Origin of the sequence: Zobellella denitrificans (genome assembly GCF_002407485.1) — a bacterium.
Taxonomy (GTDB): Bacteria; Pseudomonadota; Gammaproteobacteria; order Enterobacterales; family Aeromonadaceae; genus Oceanimonas; species Oceanimonas denitrificans.
This window is the reverse complement of sequence record NZ_CP012621.1, coordinates 2,735,118-2,754,068: the sequence shown is the minus strand read 5'-3', so window position 1 is coordinate 2,754,068 and position 18,951 is coordinate 2,735,118. Positions and strand designations below refer to the sequence as shown.

The following is an 18,951-nucleotide window of genomic DNA, read 5'->3' as shown; positions in this document are numbered from 1 at the left end:
TGTGACCGAGTTGAGTGCAGTGATCCATGAAACCGCCATCGTCCACCCCGATGCCAGCATTGGCCAGGGTGTGGAGATCGGCCCCTGGACCCTGATCGGACCCGAAGTGGAGATCGGCGACGGCTGTCGTATCGGCTCCCATGTGGTGATCAAGGGGCCGACCCGCATCGGCCAGCGCAACCGTATCTTCCAGTTCGCCTCCATCGGCGAAGACTGCCAGGACAAAAAATACGCCGGCGAGCGTACCTTCCTGGAGATCGGTGACGACAACGTGATCCGTGAATCCTGCACTTTCCACCGGGGCACCAGCCAGGATGAAAGCATCACCCGGGTGGGCAGCCGCAACCTGTTCATGGTGAACGTGCACGTGGCCCACGACTGCCGTATCGGCGACGACTGCATCTTCGCCAACAACGCCACCCTGGCCGGGCATGTGCACATCGGCGACCATGTCATCTTCGGTGGCCATGCCGCCATCCACCAGTTCGGCCGGGTCGGCAGCCACGCCTTTATCGCCGGTTGCGCCGCCCTGAACAAGGACGTGCCCCCCTACGTGATGGCCGCCGGCCTCTATGCCAAGCCGTTCGGCATCAACTCCGAAGGCCTGCGCCGCCGGGGCTTTTCCGCCGAGGCCATTTCCGCCATCAAGCAGGCCTACAAGGAAATCTTCCGCAGCGGCAAGACGGTGGCCGAAGTGCTTCCCGTGCTCGAGGCGCTGAACGAAAAGCAGCCCGAGGTGGGCATCATGATCGACTTCCTCAAGCAAAATGAACGTGGGATCATTCGTGCCTGAGTCGCAACGCCCCTTACGCATCGGAATCGTCGCCGGGGAAGTCTCCGGCGATACTTTAGGTGCCGGTCTGATCCGCGAGCTTCGTGCCCGCCATCCGGACGCCATCATAGAGGGCATCGCCGGCCCGCAGATGATCGAGGCCGGCTGCAACGCCCTGTTCGACATGGACGAGCTGGCGGTGATGGGGGTGGTGGAGGTGCTGGGCCGGCTGCCGCGCATCCTGCAAATCCGCCGGCAGATAGTGCGCCATTTTATCGACAACCCGCCGGACGTGTTCGTGGGCATCGATGCCCCCGATTTCAATATCGGGGTCGAACTCAAGCTCAAGCGGGCCGGCATTGCCACCATCCATTATGTCAGTCCCTCGGTCTGGGCCTGGCGGCAGAACCGCATCCACAAGATCAAGGCCGCCACCGATCTGGTGCTGGCCTTTTTGCCGTTTGAAAAGGCCTTCTACGACCGCTTCGACGCCCCCTGCCGCTTTATCGGCCATACCCTGGCGGATCAGATGCCGCTCACGCCCGACACCCGGGGCGCCCGCGAGCGGCTGGGGCTTGCCCCCGACGGCCCCTATCTCGCCCTGCTGCCCGGCAGCCGTCACGCCGAAGTGACCCTGCTGAGCCCGGTGTACCTGGAGGCGTGCAAGCAGCTCAAGGTGCGCCACCCGGAGCTGAAGTTCGTGGTGCCCCTGGTCAACGCCAGGCGCCGGCAGGAATTCCTCGCCATCAAGGCGGAAGTGGCGCCCGAACTCGACATCACCCTGATCGAAGGCCGGGGGCGGGAGGTGATGACCGCCGCCGACGTGGTCCTGCTGGCCTCGGGCACCGCCACCCTGGAGGCCATGCTGGCCAAAAAGCCCATGGTGGTGGGCTACAAGCTCAAGGACTTCAGCTACTGGCTGGCCCAGCGCCTGGTCAAGACCGAACACGTGTCCCTGCCCAACCTGCTGGCCGACCAGACCCTGGTGGCGGAGCTTATCCAGCACGAATGCACCCCCGGCCACATCGTGGACGAGGTGGGCAAGCTGCTGGAGCACGACAACGGCGAACTGCTCGCCCATTTCACCCGGCTGCACAAGCAGATCCGCTGCAACGCCGACGAGCAGGCCGCCCTGGCGGTGCTGGAGCTGGCCGGACAGCCATGAGCGAGATCATCTACCCCGAACATGTCCTGGTCGCCGGCGTGGACGAGGTGGGGCGCGGCCCCCTGGTGGGCGACGTGGTCACCGCCGCCGTCATCCTGGATCCCGCCAATCCCATCCCCGGCCTGGCCGACTCCAAGAAACTCAGCGAGAAAAAGCGCGAGCAACTGGCTCCGCTGATTCGCGAGCGGGCCCTGGCCTGGGCCATCGGTCGCTGCTCGCCGGCGGAGATCGACGAACTCAACATACTGCACGCCACCCTGCTGGCGATGCAGCGGGCGGTGGCGGGGCTGGCGGTGCAACCGGGCTTCGTCTTCGTCGACGGCAACCGCTGCCCGGTGCTGCCCATGGCCGCCCGGGCGGTAGTGAAGGGGGACGACCGGGTGGCCGAGATCGCCGCCGCCTCCATCCTGGCCAAGGTGGCCCGGGACCAGGAAATGGTGGCGCTCGACGCCCGCCATCCCCAGTACGGTTTTGCCCGCCACAAGGGCTATCCCACCCGGGAGCACCTGGCGGCCCTGGCCGAGCATGGCGCCCTGCCCGAGCACAGGCGCAGCTTCCGGCCGGTGGCCTTGATACTGGCGGAGGCCTGATGCCGGTTCCCTTTATCCATCTGCGCGTCCATTCGGATTTTTCCATGGTGGACGGCCTGGCCAAGATAGGCCCCATCAACAAGCGGGTGCGGGAACTGGGCTATCCGGCCCTGGCCCTGACCGACCAGATGAACCTGTGCGGCCTGGTGCGCTTCTACGGCGACGCCCACGGCAAAGGACTCAAGCCCATCGTCGGCACCGATATCTGGGTGCAGAGCGAGGAGCTGGGCGAGCAGCAGTTCCGCCTGACCCTGCTGGCCATGGACAACACCGGCTACCAGAACATCACCCTGCTGATCTCCAGGGCCTACGAGCGCGGTCATGTGCAGCACAGGCCCGTTGTCGACAAGGCCTGGCTGGCCGAGCACAGCGAAGGGGTCATAGTGCTGTCCGGCGGGCGCGACGGGGACGTCGGCATTTACCTGCTCAAGGGCAACGACGAGCTGGCGGCCCAGTGCCTGTCCTTCTACCGGCAGCATTTTCCCGATCGCTACTACCTTGAGCTGCTGCGCACCGAGCGGCCGGACGAAGAAAGCTACCTGCACATGGCGGTGGCCCTGGCCGGGCGGGAAGGGCTGCCGGTGGTGGCCACCAACGAGGTGGTGTTCCTCGACAAGGACGACTTCGACGCCCATGAGATCCGGGTAGCCATCCACGACGGCTACACCCTCGACGACAAGCGCCGGCCGCGCCGCTACAGCGCCGAGCAGTACCTCAAAAGCCCGGCAGAGATGGCCGAGCTGTTCGCCGACATCCCCGAGGCGCTGGAAAACAGCGTGGAGATCGCCAAGCGCTGCAACGTGACGGTGCGCCTGGGCGAGTATTTCCTGCCGGACTTTCCCACCGGCGACATGAGCATCGAGGACTACCTGGTCAAGTGCTCGCAAGAAGGACTGGAGGAGCGGCTCGAATTCCTGTTCCCGGATCCGGCCGTGCGCGCCGAGAAGCGCGGCGAATACGACGAGCGGCTCAAGATCGAGCTGGAAGTGATCAACCAGATGGGCTTCCCCGGCTACTTCCTGATCGTGATGGAGTTTATCCAGTGGTCCAAGGATAACGGCATTCCGGTGGGGCCGGGGCGGGGTTCGGGGGCGGGCTCCCTGGTGGCCTATGCGCTCAAGATCACCGACCTGGATCCGCTCGAGTTCGACCTGCTGTTCGAACGCTTCCTCAACCCGGAGCGGGTGTCGATGCCCGACTTCGACATCGACTTCTGCATGGACAGGCGCGACGAGGTCATCGACCACGTGGCCGAGCTGTACGGCCGGGAGGCGGTGAGCCAGATCATCACCTTCGGCACCATGGCCGCCAAGGCGGTGGTGCGCGACGTGGGCCGGGTACTGGGCCACCCCTACGGCTTCGTCGACCGTATCTCCAAGCTGATCCCGCCGGATCCGGGCATGACCCTGGCCAAGGCGTTCGAGGTCGAGCCCAAGCTGCCCGAACTCTACGACCAGGACGAAGAGGTCAAGGCGCTGATCGACATGGCGCGCAAGCTGGAGGGGGTGACCCGCAACGCCGGCAAGCACGCCGGCGGCGTGGTCATCGCGCCCACCAAAATCACCGACTTCTCGCCGCTCTACTGCGACGAGCACGGCCGCAACCCGGTCACCCAGTTCGACAAGAACGACGTGGAATACGCCGGCCTGGTGAAGTTCGACTTCCTCGGCCTGCGCACCCTCACCATCATCGACTGGGCGCTGGGCATGATCAACCCCAGGCTGGCGAAGGAAGGCAAGCCGCCGGTGGACATCGCCGCCATCCCCATCGACGATAAGGATTCGTTCAAGCTGCTCAAGCGCCATGAGACCACGGCGGTGTTCCAGCTTGAATCCCGCGGCATGAAGGACTTGATCAAGCGGCTGCAGCCGGACTGCTTCGAGGACATGATCGCCCTGGTGGCCTTGTTCCGACCGGGGCCGCTGCAGTCGGGCATGGTGGACAACTTCATCGACCGCAAGCACGGGCGGGAAGCCATCTCCTACCCGGACGAGCAGTGGCAGCACGAGTCGTTGCAGCCCATCCTCGAGCCCACCTACGGCATCATCCTCTACCAGGAGCAGGTGATGCAGATAGCCCAGGTGCTGGCCGGCTACTCCCTGGGCGGCGCCGACCTGTTGCGCCGGGCCATGGGCAAGAAGAAGCCGGAGGAGATGGCCAAGCAGCGCGCCGGCTTCGAGGCCGGTGCCGTGGCCAACGGCATCGACGGCGAACTGGCGATGAAGATCTTCGACCTGGTGGAGAAGTTCGCCGGCTACGGCTTCAACAAGTCGCACTCCGCCGCCTACGCCCTGGTGTCCTACCAGACCCTGTGGCTCAAGACCCACTACCCGGCCGAGTTCATGGCGGCGGTGATGACCGCCGACATGGACAACACCGACAAGGTGGTGACCCTGGTGGACGAATGCCAGCGCATGGGGCTTTCCCTGTTGCCGCCGGACGTCAACTCCGGTCGCTACCGCTTCACCGTCAACGAGGACGGTCATATCGTCTACGGCATCGGTGCCATCAAGGGAGTGGGCGAGGCGCCCATCGAGGCCATCCTCGAGGCGCGGGAGCAGGGCGGGCCCTTCCGGGATCTGTTCGACTTCTGCAACCGGGTCGATCTGAAGAAGCTCAACAAGCGGGTGATGGAAAAGCTGATCCTCTCCGGCGCCATGGATCGGCTGGGCCCGCACCGGGCCTCGCTGATGGCGACCCTGGAAGAGGCGATGAAGGCCGCCGACCAGCACGCCCGCGCCGAGGCCCTGGGCCAGGGCGACATGTTCGGGGTGCTGGTGGAGGAAGAAAACATCGAGCATGCCTTCGCCGACGTCGCGCCCTGGCCGGACCAGGTGTGGCTGGAAGGGGAGCGGGACACGCTCGGGCTCTACCTCACCGGCCATCCCATCAACCAGTACGCCAAAGAGCTGCGCCACTACACCGGCGGCCGGCTCAACGAGGTGCAGCCCACCGGGCGGGATCGCAGCACCACCGTGGCGGGGCTGGTGATCGCCGCCCGGGTGATGACCACCAAGCGCGGCAACCGCATGGGCATCCTCACCCTGGACGACAAGTCAGGCCGGCTGGACGTGACCCTGTTTTCGGATGCCCTGGATCGCTATGAGTCTTTGCTGGAAAAGGATAAAATCCTGGTCATCAGCGGACAGGTCAGCTTTGACGACTTCTCCGGCGGACTTAAAATGTCGGCACGGGAAGTGCTAGACATTAATGAGGCGCGCGAGCGGTTTGCCCGCGGGCTACAGTTGAACATCGACAAAAGCCAGATCGATCAGGGCTTTTTCACCCAATTATTGGACATTCTCACGCCGGTGAGGGCGGGAGTCTGTCCTGTTCGAGTGACCTATCACAGACCGGGAGCACGGGCGCAGCTTCAGCTTGGAACCGAATGGCGGGTAACCCCCACCGATCAGATGCTGGAAGCGCTGAAACAGTTGCTGGGTCGGGATAAGGTCGAACTGATTTTTGAATAGAGGGGACCTATGAGCCACCATTTTCTGGATTTTGAACAACCCATCGCAGAGCTTCAGGCCCAGATTGAAGAACTCCGCCACGTCAGCGAAGGAGACGGCCTGGACATCGACCTGGACGAAGAAGTCCGGCGCCTGGAGATGAAGCGGGACGAACTGACCCGCAAGGTGTTCAGCAACCTGGGGCCCTGGCAGATCTCCCAGCTGGCGCGCCACCCGCGCCGCCCCTACACCCTGGACTACATCGAGCTGATGTTCGGCGAGTTCGACGAGCTGGCCGGTGATCGCGCCTACGCGGACGACAAGGCCATCGTCGGCGGCGTGGCCCGCTTCGAGGGCCGCCCGGTGATGGTGATCGGCCAGCAGAAGGGCCGGGAGACCAAGGAGAAGATCAAGCGCAACTTCGGCATGCCCCGCCCCGAGGGCTACCGCAAGGCGCTGCGGCTGATGGAAATGGCCGAGCGCTTCAAGATGCCGATCCTCACCTTTATCGACACCCCCGGCGCCTACCCGGGCGTGGGCGCGGAAGAGCGCGGCCAGTCCGAGGCCATCGCCCGCAACCTCAAGGTGATGGCCGGGCTCAAGACCCCCATCGTCTGCACCGTGATCGGCGAAGGCGGCTCCGGCGGCGCCCTGGCCATCGGCGTGGGCGACCGGGTCAACATGCTGCAGTATTCCACCTATTCGGTGATCTCGCCGGAAGGCTGCGCCTCCATCCTGTGGAAGAGCGCCGACAAGGCCTCGGTGGCGGCGGAAGCCATGGGCATCACCGCCGGCCGTATCCACGAGCTGAAACTGATCGACAACGTGGTGGAAGAGCCCATGGGCGGCGCCCACAGCAATCCGCCGCTGATGGCCGAGCGGCTCAAGGCCCGCCTGCTGGCGGATCTGAATGAGCTGGACGCCCTCGACACCGACACCCTGCTGGAGCAACGCTACCAGCGGCTGATGAAATACGGCTACTGCTGATTTGGGGCGCGGGCGGCCCGCCTGCGCTCCAAAACGGCCTGCGCCCTAAATGCCGGGGCAGTGCACGCCCTGGGGCGCGGGCGGCCCGCCCGCATGGAACCTTGCACCCAAGCCGAGAGTCCCCGCTGTGCTCCTGTTGTAGGGTCGAATTTATTCGACCGGACCACGGCGCCGGTGGCGGGACGGTCCACTAAAGTGGACCCTACGGTTGGAGGTGTTTGTAGGGTCGAATTTATTCGACCGGACCACGGCGCCGGTGGCGGGACGGTCCACTAAAGTGGACCCTACGAGTTAGAAATGCAGGCGAGCCGCCTGCGCTCCAGGCAAAGTGCCCCCAAGCGGCTCGAACGTATTGGACCAGAGGTATGAAGTTCTCGCCATGAAGCTCAAGATCCCGCCGCCTCTCCTTCGTCGATTCAACTGGCTCCTCGGCCTGCTGCTGCTATTGTCATCCTCCCTTTCTGCCGCCCAGGCGCCGCTTTCCCACTATTACCAGGACACCTGGACCACCCGCAACGGCCTGCCCCACAACTCCATCAACGCCATCGCCCAGACCAGCGAAGGCTACCTGTGGTTTGCCACCTGGGAAGGGGTGGCCCGTTACAACGGCCGGGAGTTCAGGGTGTTCGAGCGGGGCGAGCACACCGGCCTGCCCGACTCCGGGCTGCGCAGCCTGACGCCGGACGGCCAGGGCGTGCTGGTGGCCGGGGCACGGGGCGGCGTCAGCCGCTACGAGCAGCAGCGCTGGACGGCCGAGCCGCCGGTGGCCGCCATGGTCAACCATGTGCTGCGCGACCGCCGCGGTCGCTTGTGGTTCGCCACCGAGGGCGAGGGCATCTATATGCGCGACGGCAGGGGCGAGCACCACTACGGCGTGGCCGAGGGCCTGCCCGGGGCCGGGGTCTACCGCCTGCTGGAAGACGACGACGGGCGGATATGGGCCGGCACCTCCCAGGGCCTGGCCTGGATCCGGGACGGCGAGGTGGCCGTGGTGCCCGGGGTGCCGCCGGTGCCGGTGCTGGCCCTGCTGCACGACGAGCGGGGGCGGCTGCTGATCGGCTCCGAGCAGGGGCTCTATGTGTGGGAGGACGACAGCGCCCGGCCCCATTCACCGGCCCTGGCCGGGGAGGCCGTCAGCAGCCTGCTGCTGGATGATGAAGGTTCCCTCTGGCTGGGTACCATCGACCGGGGGCTGGTCCGGGTCAGCCGGTTCGGCCTGGAGCGCCTGGGGCTGGCGCAGGGGCTGCCGGACAAGCGGGTGGTGTCGCTGTTCCAGGACGCCGAGCGCAGCATCTGGGTGGGCACCAATGGCGGCCTGCTGCGGCTGCGCGACGCCCCCTTCACCAGCTACACCCAGGACGACGGCCTGGCCGGCAACTATGTGCGCACCGTGCTGGCCCACAGCGACGGCTCGGTCTGGGTGGGCAGCAGCAACGGGCTCAGCCAGATCCGCGGCGACAGCATCACCAGCCTGCCGCTGCGCCTGCCCGATGGCGGCATTCCCTCCGTGCTCAGCCTGGCCGAAGGCCGGCGAGGCGAGCTGTGGGTGGGGACCTATACTCATGGCCTGCTGCGGCTGCAGGACGGGGAGCTGGCGGAGATCCTCGACCGGGAGAGCGGCCTCGGCGCCAACGAGGTGCGGGCCGTGCTGCCGGCCCGGGACGGCAGCCTCTGGGTGGGCACCGCCAAGGGGCTGAACCGGCTGGCGGAGGACGGCATCCGCACCTATACCCAGGCGGACGGCCTGCCCGGCGACTTTGTGATGAACCTGTTCGAGGCGGTGAACGGGGATATCTGGGTGGGGACAGGGGTGGGGGCGGCCCGGGTGCGCGACGGCACCGTCACGCCGCTCTACCTCAACAGCCAGGAAAACGCCGAGTACGCCTTCGGCTTTTACCAGGAGCCGGATGGCCGCCACCTGTGGATGGCCACCGACCGGGGCCTGCTGCGCTACCGCTACCGGGACGCCAGCCTGGCGGTGGTGGGGCGCCGGCACGGCCTGCCGGTGGAGAAGATGTTCCAGCCCGTGGCGGACCGGCTGGGCGGGCTCTGGCTGACCACCAACAGGGGCATTATCCGCATTGAGCAGGCCGATGCCCACCGGGTGGCCGACGGCGAGCTGGCGCAGGTTGGTTTCGAGCTGTTCGGAGAAGGGGACGGCATGGCCAGCAGCCAGGCCAACGGCGGCTCGGGCCCGGCGGCGGTGCAGGCCGCCGACGGCAGCGTCTGGATTGCCACCGCCAAGGGCGTGGCCCGGGTGCAGCCGGAGCGGCTGGCCGACTTTGGCCGGAGCCGGCTGCCGGTGGTGCTGGAGGGGGTGGAGGTCAACGGCCAGTTGACGGGGATAACGGGCCCCCAGCGGCTGGCGGCGGGCAGCGAGCGCCTGCAACTGCGCTTTGCCGGCCTGGGCTACGTGATGCCGGAGCGCATCCGCTACCGTACCCTGCTGGAAGGCTTCGATCAGGATTGGGTGCCGCGTGAGCACCAAGCCCAGGCCGAGTACACCAACCTGCCGCCGGGGCGTTATCTGTTCCGGGTGGCGGCGGCCTATCCCTACGGTGACTGGAGCGAACAGGAAGCTCGCCTGGCCTTTACCATTGCGCCCTTTTTCTGGCAGCGGTCCCTGTTCTGGTGGAGCCTGGGCATCCTGGGGCTGGGCGGTATCTGGCTGCTGATGCGGTTGCGCCTGCGGCTGCTGCGGCGGCGGGCCGAGCAGTTGGAGCAGCAGGTGGCGGAAAAGACCGGCGAGCTGCAACGCCAGTCCCAGGCGTTCGAGCGCCAGGCGCGGGAAGACCAGCTGACCGGCCTGGCCAATCGCCGGGCCTTCGACGAAGGGCTGCAGGCGGCCTGGGCCAGCCGGGGCACGGCGCCGCTGTGCCTGGCGGTGCTGGACATCGACCATTTCAAGCAGGTGAACGATCGCTGGTCCCATGCGGTGGGCGACCAGGCCATCCAGGCGGTGGCCGCGGTATTGCGGCGCGAGCTGCGGGCCGGGGATCTGGCGGCGCGCTGGGGCGGCGAAGAGTTCACCCTGCTGTTGCCGGACACCGCCGTCGAGGATGCCCGCCGCATCTGCGAACGGGTGCGCCGGGCCATTGAGGAAATGGACTGCGGCCCCATCGCCGCCGGCCTGCGCCTGAGCGTCAGCCTGGGGCTGGCGGAGGCGGGCACCCTGCCCGACGAAGACAAGCTGCTGTCCTGCGCCGACAAGGCCCTGTACCGGGCCAAGCGCGAGGGACGCAACCGGGTGGTGTTATGGTCGTGAACGCGCTTTACCCGCACTTTTGCCGCAAGATGCAGGAGCTGGCACCGGAAGGGCGCTGGTTCGTGGCCTTCAGCGGCGGGCTCGATTCCACCGTGCTGCTGGCCCTGTGCGCCCGCCTGGCCGCCGAGCAGGGCAGGGCGCTGACCGCGCTCCACGTGCATCACGGCCTGCAGGCGGCGGCGGACGCCTGGCCCGCTCACTGTGCCGCCGTGGCGAGTGCATTGGGGGTGCCGTGCCGGACCCTGTCCGTGCAGGTGGCGCTGGGGCCGCGCATCAGCCTGGAGGCGGCGGCGCGGGAGGCGCGTTACCGGGCGCTGGCGGCTGAGCTGGCGCCCGGAGACGCCCTGCTGACCGGCCACCACAAGGACGACCAGGCCGAAACCCTGCTGCTGGCGCTCAAGCGCGGCGCCGGGGTGGCGGGGCTGGCGGCCATGCCCGCGAGCCGGCCGCTCGGCGCCGGGGTGCAGCTGCGCCCCCTGCTGGACTGCTCCCGCACGCAGCTGGAAGCCCATGCCCGGGAGGCCGGGCTGAGCTGGGTAGAGGATCCCAGCAACGCCGACAACCGCTTCGATCGCAACTTTCTGCGCAACGAGATCCTGCCGAGGCTGCAGGCCCAGTGGCCCTCCTTTATGGATACCCTGAGCCGCAGCGCCGAGCTGTGCGCCGAGCAACTGGCGCTGGCCGGCGAGCTGGCGGAGCAGGATCTGCCGGGGCTGCTGACCGCCGGCGGCGGCCTGTCGGTGGCGGGGCTGGCCCGGCTCAGCGCCGCCCGGCGCGGCAATGCCCTGCGCCACTGGTTGCAGGGCCAGGGCATCCATTGCAGCCGGGCCCAACTGACGGCCCTGTGGCGGGAGCTGGCCCTGGCCCGCCCCGATGCCACGCCGCGGCTCCAACTGGGCAGCAAAGAGATCCGCCGCTACCAGGGCGCGCTCTACCTGCCCGAGCCGGGGGCGGCGCCGGTACCATTGCCGGCGCTGCAGGCCGGCACCTGGCAGGACTGCGGGGTGGGGCGGATAAGGCTGGAATGGGTGGAGACGGGCGCGGAGCTGGCCGCCGGGCTGGATCCGGCCCGGCTGCGCCTGGCCTTTGTCGTACCTGGCCTGCGTGCCCGGCCCCAGGGCCGGGCCGGCTCCCGGCCGCTGAAGAAGCTGTGGCAGGAATACGCCATTCCGCCCTGGCAGCGGGAGCGCCTCCCCCTGCTGCTGGACGGCGACCGGCTGGTGGCGGCGGCCGGCCTGTTCATCTGCCAGGAATACACCTCCCCCCCGGATCAGCCCGGCTGGCGACTGCAGTGGCAACCCCAGGACGGGCAGAACCACTGAATTGGAGTGCGGGCGGCCCGCCTGCATGGCTTTTTTGGAGCGCGGGCGGCCCGCCCGCAAGGGGGCTGCACCCAAGCCAAAGGTTCCCGCTGCGCGGGAATGCAGGCGAGCCGCCTGCGCTCCAGGGAATGGCGTACGCCTTAAATGCCGGGGTATTGCACGAATTGGGGCGCGGGCGGCCCGCCCGCAAGGGGGCTGCACCCAAGCCAAAGGTTCCCGCTGCGCGTGAATGCAGGCGAGCCGCCTGCGCTCCAGGGAATGGCGTACGCCTTAAATACCGGGGGTATTGCACGAATTGGGGCGCGGGCGGCCCGCCCGCAAGGGTGTTGCACCCAAGCCAAGGGTTCCCGCTGCGCGGGAATGCAGGCGAGCCGCCTGCGCTCCAGGATAATGCAGGCGAGCCGCCTGCGCTCCAGGGAATGGCGTACGCCTTAAATGCCGGGGTATTGCACGAATTGGGGCGCGGGCGGCCCGCCCGCAAGGGGGCTGCACCCAAGCCAAAAGTTCCCGCCGCGCGGGAATGCAGGCGAGCCGCCTGCGCTCTAGGGAATGGCGTACGCCTTAAATGCCGGGGTATTGCACGAATTGGGGCGCGGGCGGCCCGCCCGCAAAGGGGGCTGCACCCAAGCCAAAGGTTCCCGCTGCGCGGGAATGCAGGCGAGCCGCCTGCGCTCCAGGGAATGGCGTACGCCTTAAATGCCGAGGTATTGCACGAATTGGAGCGCGGGCGGCCCGCCCGCAAGGGGGCTGCACCCAAGCCAAAGGTTCCCGCTGCGCGGGAATGCAGGCGAGCCGCCTGCGCTCCAGGGAATGGCGTACGCCTTAAATGCCGGGGTATTGCACGAATTGGGGCGCGGGCGGCCCGACCGCAAGGGGGCTGCACCCAAGCCAAAGGTTCCCGCTGCGCGGGAATGCAGGCGAGCCGCCTGCGCTCCAGGGAATGGCGTACGCCTTAAATGCCGAGGTATTGCACGAATTGGGGCGCGGGCGGCCCGCCCGCAAGGGGGCTGCACCCAAGCCAAAGGTTCCCGCTGCGCGTGAATGCAGGCGAGCCGCCTGCGCTCCAGGGAATGGCGTACGCCTTAAATGCCGAGGTATTGCACCTATTGGGGCGCGGGCGGCCCGCCCGCAAGGGGGTTGCACCCAAGCCAAAGGTTCCCGCTGCGCGGGAATGCAGGCGAGCCGCCTGCGCTCCAGGATAATGCAGGCGAGCCGCCTGCGCTCCAGGATAATGCAGGCGAGCCGCCTGCGCTCCAGGATAATGCAGACGCTCCAGGGAGCGGCGGGCGCCTTAAATGCAAAAGCGCGTCCATTCAGCCGGTTTTTCGCAGCGGCTCGTCCACCAGCAGAAAGCGACACACTTCCTCCAGGCGGGCGTGGGTATCCTTATAACCCAGCTCGATCAGCTCCTGGCAGTAGTCCTGCTCGAACAGCAGGAAGCTGGCCAGGCCGGTGGCATCCCCCGCATTGACCCCGAACAGCCGCAGCAGGCCGCGGATATTGAGCGGCAGCTTGTGGAAGTGATTGAGGGTGAGATCGTCCAGGTTCTTGCTCGGCTTGAGCACCAGGTTGTCGATATGGCGCAGGGAGAGCTGCTCCCGCTTGCGCTCCGGCACCAGCTTGATGGTGCTGTTGATGCGTTGCAGCCGCTCTATGTCGGAGGTGAGGGCGTCGGTAAAAATGGTGTCCAGCAGGTGGCCGGCGATATCGGAACTGCTGGGATCGCTCGGCAGCACACCGGGCTCCGCTTCTTCCGACGCCAGGCTGATGATAAGGATCTTGCGGGCCCCCAGGTGGATGGCCGGGCTGAGCGGATTGAGCTGGTGGATGGAGCCGTCGCCGTAGTGGTGGTTCTGCAGCCGGCAGGGCTTGAACACGAAGGGCAGGGCGCAGCTGGCCAGCAGGTGCGGCGGCGCTATGACGGCGGAGCGCCCCGAGCGCCCGGCCCTGGCCCAGGGCTGGTGGTAGGGCCGGCCCTGGAAAAAGGTGGTGGAGTCGCCGGTGTCGTAGTTGGAGGCGGTGACGGCCAGCACCTCCAGGGCGCCGTAGAGCAGGTTGTTGTCGATACGCTGAAAGTCGATCAGCCGCTCCAGCAGGCGTTCGAGCGGACTGTTGTCGAACAGGGAAAGGCGGGTCTGGGTGGGCCTGCCGATCAAATCCAGCATCATGCCTTTGAGGGAATGCCAGGCTACCCGGCCAAGCTGCAGGCGCAGGATATCCTCGGTATGCAGGTGGCGCCATACGTACTCCAGCTTGCGCACTCCCAGGTGGAAACAAGAGGCATAGCAGGCCAGGCCGGTGGTATTGATGGCCCCGGCCGAGGTGCCGCAAAGAATGGGGAAGGGAATATGATGGCCGCGCGGGTAGCACTCGGCGATGGCCTTGATCACCCCCACCTGGTAGGCGGCCCGGGCACCGCCGCCGGTAAGCACCAGGGCGCAGGCATTGCTTTCTTCTTGTTCCATGACGACCCCCTTTTTAGCAAGTATAAGTGCTTGTTAATGGGGCAGAAAGCGCCTGTTGGCCGGCATGTGAGCAAGCGCAGGTTGTGGGGCTGATGGGGCGCGAGCGGCCCGCCCGCAAGGGTGTTTGCCGAAGTTGGGGTGTGGTTTGTGGAGCCAAGGGTTTCCGCTGCGCGGAAATGCAGGCGAGCCGCCTGCGCTCCAGGGGGCGTGCTCCACCCAGGCTGAGATGTTGCACAAATTGGGGCGCGGGCGGCCCGCCCGCACTCCCATTTTATGCCTAACCGGCCAAGGCCTGGCGGATTTGCGCCACCACGTCGTCGATGGCCACTTCCACCTTGTCGCCGCCGCGGCGGTGCTTGTACTCCACCACGCCGTTATCCAGGCCGCGCTCGCCGATGACGATGCTGTGGGGAATGCCGATCAGCTCCATGTCGGCGAACATCACGCCCGGGCGCTCCTTGCGGTCGTCGAACAGCACATCCACCCCGGCGTTTTTCAGCTCGGCATAGAGCCTTTCCGCTACTTCCTGCACCCGGTGGGACTTGTGCATGTTCATGGGGATGATGGCCACCTGGAAGGGGGCGATGGCGTCCGGCCAGACGATGCCGCGCTCGTCATGGTTCTGCTCGATGGCGGCGGCCACGATGCGGGACACCCCGATGCCGTAGCAGCCCATCTCCAGCACCACGGCCTTGCCGTCTTCGTTCAGCACGGTGGCGTTCATCTTGGCGGAGTAGTTGTTGCCCAGCTGGAAGATGTGGCCCACTTCGATGCCGCGCTTGATCTGCAGCACGCCCTTGCCGTCCGGGCTGGGGTCCCCTTCCTTGACGTTGCGCAGGTCGGCCACCTGGGGCAGCGGCAGATCCCGGCCCCAGTTAAGGCCGAAGTAGTGCTTGTCTTCGATGTTGGCGCCGGCGCCGAAGTCGCTCATCACCGCCACAGCGCGGTCGATGATCACCGGCACCGGCATGTTGAGCGGCCCCAGGGAGCCCGGGCCGGCACCCACCAGGGTGCGGATTTCTTCTTCGGTGGCGAAGGTGAGGGGGCTGGCCACCTGGGGCAGCTTCTCGGCCTTTACTTCGTTCAGCTCGTGGTCGCCGCGCACCATCAGCGCCACCAGGGAGCAGTCTTCGTCTTCGGCGGCGCGCACCAGCAGGGTTTTGACGGTTTTGGTAATGTCCAGCCCGAACTGCTCCACCAGATCGGCAATGGTCTTGGCGTTGGGGGTGTCGACCAGGGTCATGGCCTGGGTGGGAGCATCGGCGTGCTCCTTGGGCGCCACCGCCTCGGCCATCTCGATGTTGGCGGCGTAATCGGACTCGGTGGAGAAGGCGATGTCGTCCTCACCGCTCTGGGCCAGCACGTGGAACTCGTGGGAGGCACTGCCACCGATGGCGCCGGTATCCGCCAGCACCGCCCTGAAGTCCAGCCCCATGCGCTCGAACACCCGGCTGTAGGCCTGGTACATGTCGTTGTAGGTTTGCTGCAGGCTTTGCTGGCTGGTGTGGAAGGAGTAGGCGTCCTTCATCAGGAACTCGCGGGCGCGCATCACCCCGAAGCGCGGACGGACTTCGTCGCGGAACTTGGTCTGGATCTGGTACAGGTTGAGCGGCAGCTGCTTGTAGGAGGCCACTTCGTTGCGCACCATGCTGGTGATCACTTCCTCGTGGGTGGGGCCCAGCACAAAGGGGCGATCGTGACGGTCTTTCAGGCGCAGCAGCTCGGGGCCGAACTTGTCCCAGCGGCCGGTTTCCTGCCACAGGTCGGCGGGCTGCACCATGGGCATAAGCACCTCGACGGCGCCGGCCCGGTTCATCTCTTCCCGCACTATGGCGGCCACCTTGTTCAATACCCGCAGGCCACTGGGCAGCCAGGTGTAGAGGCCGGAGGCCAGCTTGCGGATCATGCCCGCGCGCAGCATCAGCTGGTGGCTGATCACTTCGGCATCGCTCGGGGTCTCTTTGAGGGTGGAAAGCAAGTATTGACTGGTACGCATGCGCTTAAACCTTGTTGAGCTGAAAGTCCGTTAAAGAAAGCGATTGTAGCAGGGGGGCTGTGCAGCGTGAAGCACGAGGCGTAACAGCTGAGGCGTGGGGCGTTGCACGGGCTGATGGAGCGCGGGCGGCTCGCCCGCATGGGTGTTATGCCTGTGGTTTGGGGAGGTGAGGAACCGCGGGTTCCCGCTGCGCGGGAATGCAGGCGAGCCGCCTGCTCTCCAAGGGGAGGGTTCACTCCTCTTCGGTAATACTCAGCACTCGGGTGAGCTGTCCGAACACCTCGTAGCGCACATTGTAGTGGTACAGGCGCACCCCGTACTGCTGCCAGCTCTGGGCCACCCGCTTGTAGGCCGGGCGCGGATCCTGCACCAGCACCTCGGTGATAAACTCTTTAAGCTCCGGAATGGAGGAACGCTCGCAGGCAAGCTCGGCCGCCGGGCTGAAGATTACCTCCATGCTGATGTCCGGCGGCGCCGGCGCAAAGCCGCCGTGGGCGCCCGGCACCGCGTCGGCCCAGGGCAGGTAGGGCTTGATGTCCACCACCGGAGTGCCGTCCACCAGATCCACCCCGCCCAGCTCCAGCCAGACTTTGCTGCCGTCCCGGCACATGTCGAGCAACTGCACCACCGACAGCCCCAGGGGATTGGGCCTGAAGGTGGAGCGGGTGGCGAACACGCCCACCCGCTCGTTGCCACCCAGGCGCGGCGGGCGCACCGTGGGGTTCCAGCCCTGCTCCCGGGTGTGGTGGAACACGAACACCAGCCACAGGTGGCTGAACTCGGCCAGGCCGCGAAAGGCGCTGGGCTCGTTGTAGGGGGGCAGTATCTCGAGCCGGGCGCGGGCGCGGGTAACCAGCCCCGGCTGGCGGGGCACGGCGAACTTTTCCTTGTAGGGCGAGCGGACCAGGCCTATGGGGTCGAGGCAGACCGGCTCCATCAGTCGGCAACCACCACGGCCTGGCCGCTGCACAGCACCTGCTCCAGGCAGCCGGGCATGTCGTTAAAGCGGATGCAACTGTCTAGCACCACGCCGTTGGCGCCCATGTCGGCGGCGCGGCGGCGCAGCTGGGCGCGGGCGTCGGCCTCTTTGGGTGGTGCCTCGTTGGCCTCTATCTGGCAGGCCTCGCCCTCCACCGAGCCCAGGGTCACGTAGTTCACCCCTTCCAGCTCCGCCTTGCTGTAAAGCCGGACCGCATCGCCCTTGTAATATTCCTTGATACCGGCGGGAGAAACGTTGCTGTCGAAACCCCAGCCGGCACAACCGGAAAGGGCGAGGGCGGCGAGGGTAACACCAAGAAGACGCATGACTTGTCCTTAATAGAAGAGTGAAGCTGCGCCTATTCTGCACCATGGCGGCAAGGCTGCCAATGGCTCCGCGGAGCGCAGCGGGTTCTTGGAGCGCAGGCGGCCCGCCTGCATTCCCGCGCAGCGGGAACAAACAGGCCCGCCTGCATTCCCACCCCTGGAGCGCAGGCGGCTCGCCTGCATTCCCGCGCAGCAGGAACACATCATGTAGGGTCGAATTTATTCGACCAAGGTTCTCGACCAAGACACCCGACCAAACCACCCGACCAGGCCCCCTCGACCACTCCTGTCGCAAAAAGCACCGCAGCCGCCCCCATAAAATCGGCACAAGACAAAACCTGCCCTTAATATCGCTCACTCCTTGTTCAATCAACCACTTGGGGGATTGCCGAACACACAAAACCGGTTATAGTTAAGCACTTGCAAGCACGCCTCCCATGCGGGTGTAGTTCAATGGCAGAACGGCAGCTTCCCAAGCTGCATACGAGGGTTCGATTCCCTTCACCCGCTCCAAGCATTTGAATAAAATCCATTTTTATCCCTTCCCTAATAAACCCCGGCCTTTGCGGGGCCACTAACTTTTATTTATTTTTGATATTGATTCTCATTTTTAATTTCACTCCCTAACCCACACTAGCGACAAAAATTGCCATATATCCAAGGTTTTATCGTTCCCTGAATTTCAGTACACTTGGCCCACATTTTTGATCTGCAGTCCGAATGATTCTCAAAATGCAAAAGAATGCTCACCCATGCCGGGTGGTCATGTACCTTTGCTGACCGAGAAGCTTCGGCTACACCGGCACCAGGTGCCGGCGGCGCTAACGGCCGTGGGGGATTGGCCAACACAACCCTACGGGCGGTAGCGTGCCCGGCGTAAAAACTCTTGTCTTACATCAACTTTAGAAGAAGCACATGAACAAGCAGCAACTCCCGCAAGATGCCCAGTTTGCCCAGCCCCTTCCTCCCTATCACTACCGCGATGATGAAATCTCTCTTGTTGACCTCGCCAAGATACTGGTCAAACGTCGTAACTGGCTGCTCGCTACCTTCATTCTGGTCTTTCTGGCTTCGTTGGCTATAGCCTGGCTGAAACGCCCGCAACCAATGGCAGAAGATCAAGTGGCTTTCACCACCCTTTTGGCTGTGGGTTATAAATCACCTACAGTGTTTGTTGAACCTCTGAGTGGTATCAAAACGCAACTCGAATCAGCGTTTATTCCACGGGCTCATGGTTCAAAAAAATTTAGTGTCGATATAGAAGTTGAAAATAACAATAACATTATCAAGTTGATAACTGTTGCGCCTTTGGAGCAAAAAGAGGAAGTCACTAGTTATCATGACAATATTCTCTCTCCATTACTTGCTCGGCACGAACAGATGGTGGTGAATTTAACAGAACAACTGAAAATGTCAGCGGCAACAAGCGAGTTGCAGCCGTTGAACTCTTCTGTTGCATCCGTTGCTCAGCCCTTACCAGCAACCCAACCTAAAGATAAAACCAAGCTGATAGCTGCACTAGGTTTTATGCTAGCCATTATGTTTTCCGTTATTGCGGCTTTTATGCGTGAATTTATAGGTAAAGTGTGTGCCAGTCTTGGTGAATAATGGTGACTTGTCTGGTACTTGTTT

Annotated in this window: 12 protein-coding genes and 1 tRNA gene; 9 read left to right on the top strand and 4 right to left on the bottom strand. The window is 65.3% G+C overall.

Features of this window, described 5'->3' with window-relative positions; all coding sequences use genetic code 11:
• Nucleotide 1 precedes the first annotated feature (1 nt).
• The 7 genes from lpxA to tilS all read left to right on the top strand — a co-directional run bounded on the left by lpxA (nucleotide 2) and on the right by tilS (nucleotide 11,553).
• Nucleotides 2-793, top strand: coding sequence for an acyl-ACP--UDP-N-acetylglucosamine O-acyltransferase (lpxA, locus tag AN401_RS13020; protein WP_176442071.1), 792 nt, complete (start codon nucleotides 2-4; stop codon nucleotides 791-793).
• A complete protein-coding gene (lpxB, locus tag AN401_RS13015; protein WP_408645711.1) occupies nucleotides 768-1,937 on the top strand; it encodes a lipid-A-disaccharide synthase in 1,170 nt (389 codons plus the stop codon). Before lpxA ends, lpxB begins: the two co-directional genes overlap by 26 nt.
• Nucleotides 1,934-2,527 carry a ribonuclease HII gene (rnhB, locus tag AN401_RS13010; protein WP_096779612.1) on the top strand — a complete coding sequence of 198 codons (594 nt, stop codon included), beginning with the start codon at nucleotides 1,934-1,936 and terminating at the stop codon, nucleotides 2,525-2,527. Before lpxB ends, rnhB begins: the two co-directional genes overlap by 4 nt.
• Nucleotides 2,527-6,000 (top strand): DNA polymerase III subunit alpha, encoded by a 3,474-nt coding sequence (gene dnaE / locus AN401_RS13005; protein ID WP_096779611.1) that lies wholly within the window; start codon nucleotides 2,527-2,529, stop codon nucleotides 5,998-6,000. The genes rnhB and dnaE overlap by 1 nt, the downstream gene beginning before the upstream one ends.
• A gap of 9 nt (nucleotides 6,001-6,009) precedes the next feature.
• The gene (gene accA, locus AN401_RS13000; protein WP_094041374.1) at nucleotides 6,010-6,966 is read left to right on the top strand and encodes an acetyl-CoA carboxylase carboxyl transferase subunit alpha; all 957 of its coding nucleotides are present in this window, start codon (nucleotides 6,010-6,012) and stop codon (nucleotides 6,964-6,966) included.
• Between the two features lie 379 nt (nucleotides 6,967-7,345).
• Nucleotides 7,346-10,231 carry a ligand-binding sensor domain-containing diguanylate cyclase gene (locus AN401_RS12995; protein ID WP_096779610.1) on the top strand — a complete coding sequence of 962 codons (2,886 nt, stop codon included), beginning with the start codon at nucleotides 7,346-7,348 and terminating at the stop codon, nucleotides 10,229-10,231.
• The gene (tilS, locus tag AN401_RS12990) at nucleotides 10,222-11,553 is read left to right on the top strand and encodes a tRNA lysidine(34) synthetase TilS (protein WP_096779609.1); all 1,332 of its coding nucleotides are present in this window, start codon (nucleotides 10,222-10,224) and stop codon (nucleotides 11,551-11,553) included. The genes AN401_RS12995 and tilS overlap by 10 nt, the downstream gene beginning before the upstream one ends.
• A 1,313-nt stretch (nucleotides 11,554-12,866) precedes the next feature.
• On the opposite strand, the gene AN401_RS12985 is transcribed toward tilS, so the two are convergent.
• The 4 genes from AN401_RS12985 to rcsF all read right to left on the bottom strand — a co-directional run bounded on the left by AN401_RS12985 (nucleotide 12,867) and on the right by rcsF (nucleotide 17,319).
• Complete coding sequence (locus AN401_RS12985; RefSeq protein WP_096779608.1) at nucleotides 12,867-14,018, bottom strand: patatin-like phospholipase family protein; 1,152 nt, start codon at nucleotides 14,016-14,018, stop codon at nucleotides 12,867-12,869.
• Between the two features lie 277 nt (nucleotides 14,019-14,295).
• A complete protein-coding gene (locus AN401_RS12980; RefSeq protein WP_096779607.1) occupies nucleotides 14,296-16,014 on the bottom strand; it encodes a proline--tRNA ligase in 1,719 nt (572 codons plus the stop codon).
• Between the two features lie 232 nt (nucleotides 16,015-16,246).
• Nucleotides 16,247-16,951, bottom strand: a complete 705-nt coding sequence (gene tsaA, locus AN401_RS12975; RefSeq protein ID WP_096779606.1) for a tRNA (N6-threonylcarbamoyladenosine(37)-N6)-methyltransferase TrmO — start codon at nucleotides 16,949-16,951, stop codon at nucleotides 16,247-16,249.
• Complete coding sequence (gene rcsF, locus AN401_RS12970) at nucleotides 16,951-17,319, bottom strand: Rcs stress response system protein RcsF (protein ID WP_096779605.1); 369 nt, start codon at nucleotides 17,317-17,319, stop codon at nucleotides 16,951-16,953. The genes tsaA and rcsF overlap by 1 nt, the downstream gene beginning before the upstream one ends.
• A 439-nt stretch (nucleotides 17,320-17,758) precedes the next feature.
• Here rcsF and AN401_RS12965 point away from each other — a divergent pair.
• Both AN401_RS12965 and AN401_RS19840 read left to right on the top strand, forming a co-directional pair.
• Nucleotides 17,759-17,832: transfer RNA gene (locus tag AN401_RS12965), tRNA-Gly, on the top strand.
• A 402-nt stretch (nucleotides 17,833-18,234) separates the two neighbouring features.
• On the top strand, nucleotides 18,235-18,927 hold the full coding sequence (locus AN401_RS19840) for a Wzz/FepE/Etk N-terminal domain-containing protein (RefSeq protein WP_157772274.1): 693 nt from the start codon (nucleotides 18,235-18,237) through the stop codon (nucleotides 18,925-18,927).
• The last annotated feature ends 24 nt before the right edge of the window (nucleotides 18,928-18,951 follow it).

What these genes read in the sequence shown, in the direction of transcription:
- rcsF (WP_096779605.1), bottom strand. Translation starts at nt 17,319, where the DNA reads ATGCGTCTTCTTGGTGTTACCCTCGCCGCCCTCGCCCTTTCCGGTTGT.
- lpxB (WP_408645711.1), top strand. Translation starts at nt 768, where the DNA reads ATGAACGTGGGATCATTCGTGCCTGAGTCGCAACGCCCCTTACGCATC.
- accA (WP_094041374.1), top strand. Translation starts at nt 6,010, where the DNA reads ATGAGCCACCATTTTCTGGATTTTGAACAACCCATCGCAGAGCTTCAG.
- AN401_RS12980 (WP_096779607.1), bottom strand. Translation starts at nt 16,014, where the DNA reads ATGCGTACCAGTCAATACTTGCTTTCCACCCTCAAAGAGACCCCGAGC.
- dnaE (WP_096779611.1), top strand. Translation starts at nt 2,527, where the DNA reads ATGCCGGTTCCCTTTATCCATCTGCGCGTCCATTCGGATTTTTCCATG.
- AN401_RS19840 (WP_157772274.1), top strand. Translation starts at nt 18,235, where the DNA reads ATGAACAAGCAGCAACTCCCGCAAGATGCCCAGTTTGCCCAGCCCCTT.
- rnhB (WP_096779612.1), top strand. Translation starts at nt 1,934, where the DNA reads ATGAGCGAGATCATCTACCCCGAACATGTCCTGGTCGCCGGCGTGGAC.
- AN401_RS12985 (WP_096779608.1), bottom strand. Translation starts at nt 14,018, where the DNA reads ATGGAACAAGAAGAAAGCAATGCCTGCGCCCTGGTGCTTACCGGCGGC.
- tilS (WP_096779609.1), top strand. Translation starts at nt 10,222, where the DNA reads ATGGTCGTGAACGCGCTTTACCCGCACTTTTGCCGCAAGATGCAGGAG.
- AN401_RS12995 (WP_096779610.1), top strand. Translation starts at nt 7,346, where the DNA reads ATGAAGCTCAAGATCCCGCCGCCTCTCCTTCGTCGATTCAACTGGCTC.
- tsaA (WP_096779606.1), bottom strand. Translation starts at nt 16,951, where the DNA reads ATGGAGCCGGTCTGCCTCGACCCCATAGGCCTGGTCCGCTCGCCCTAC.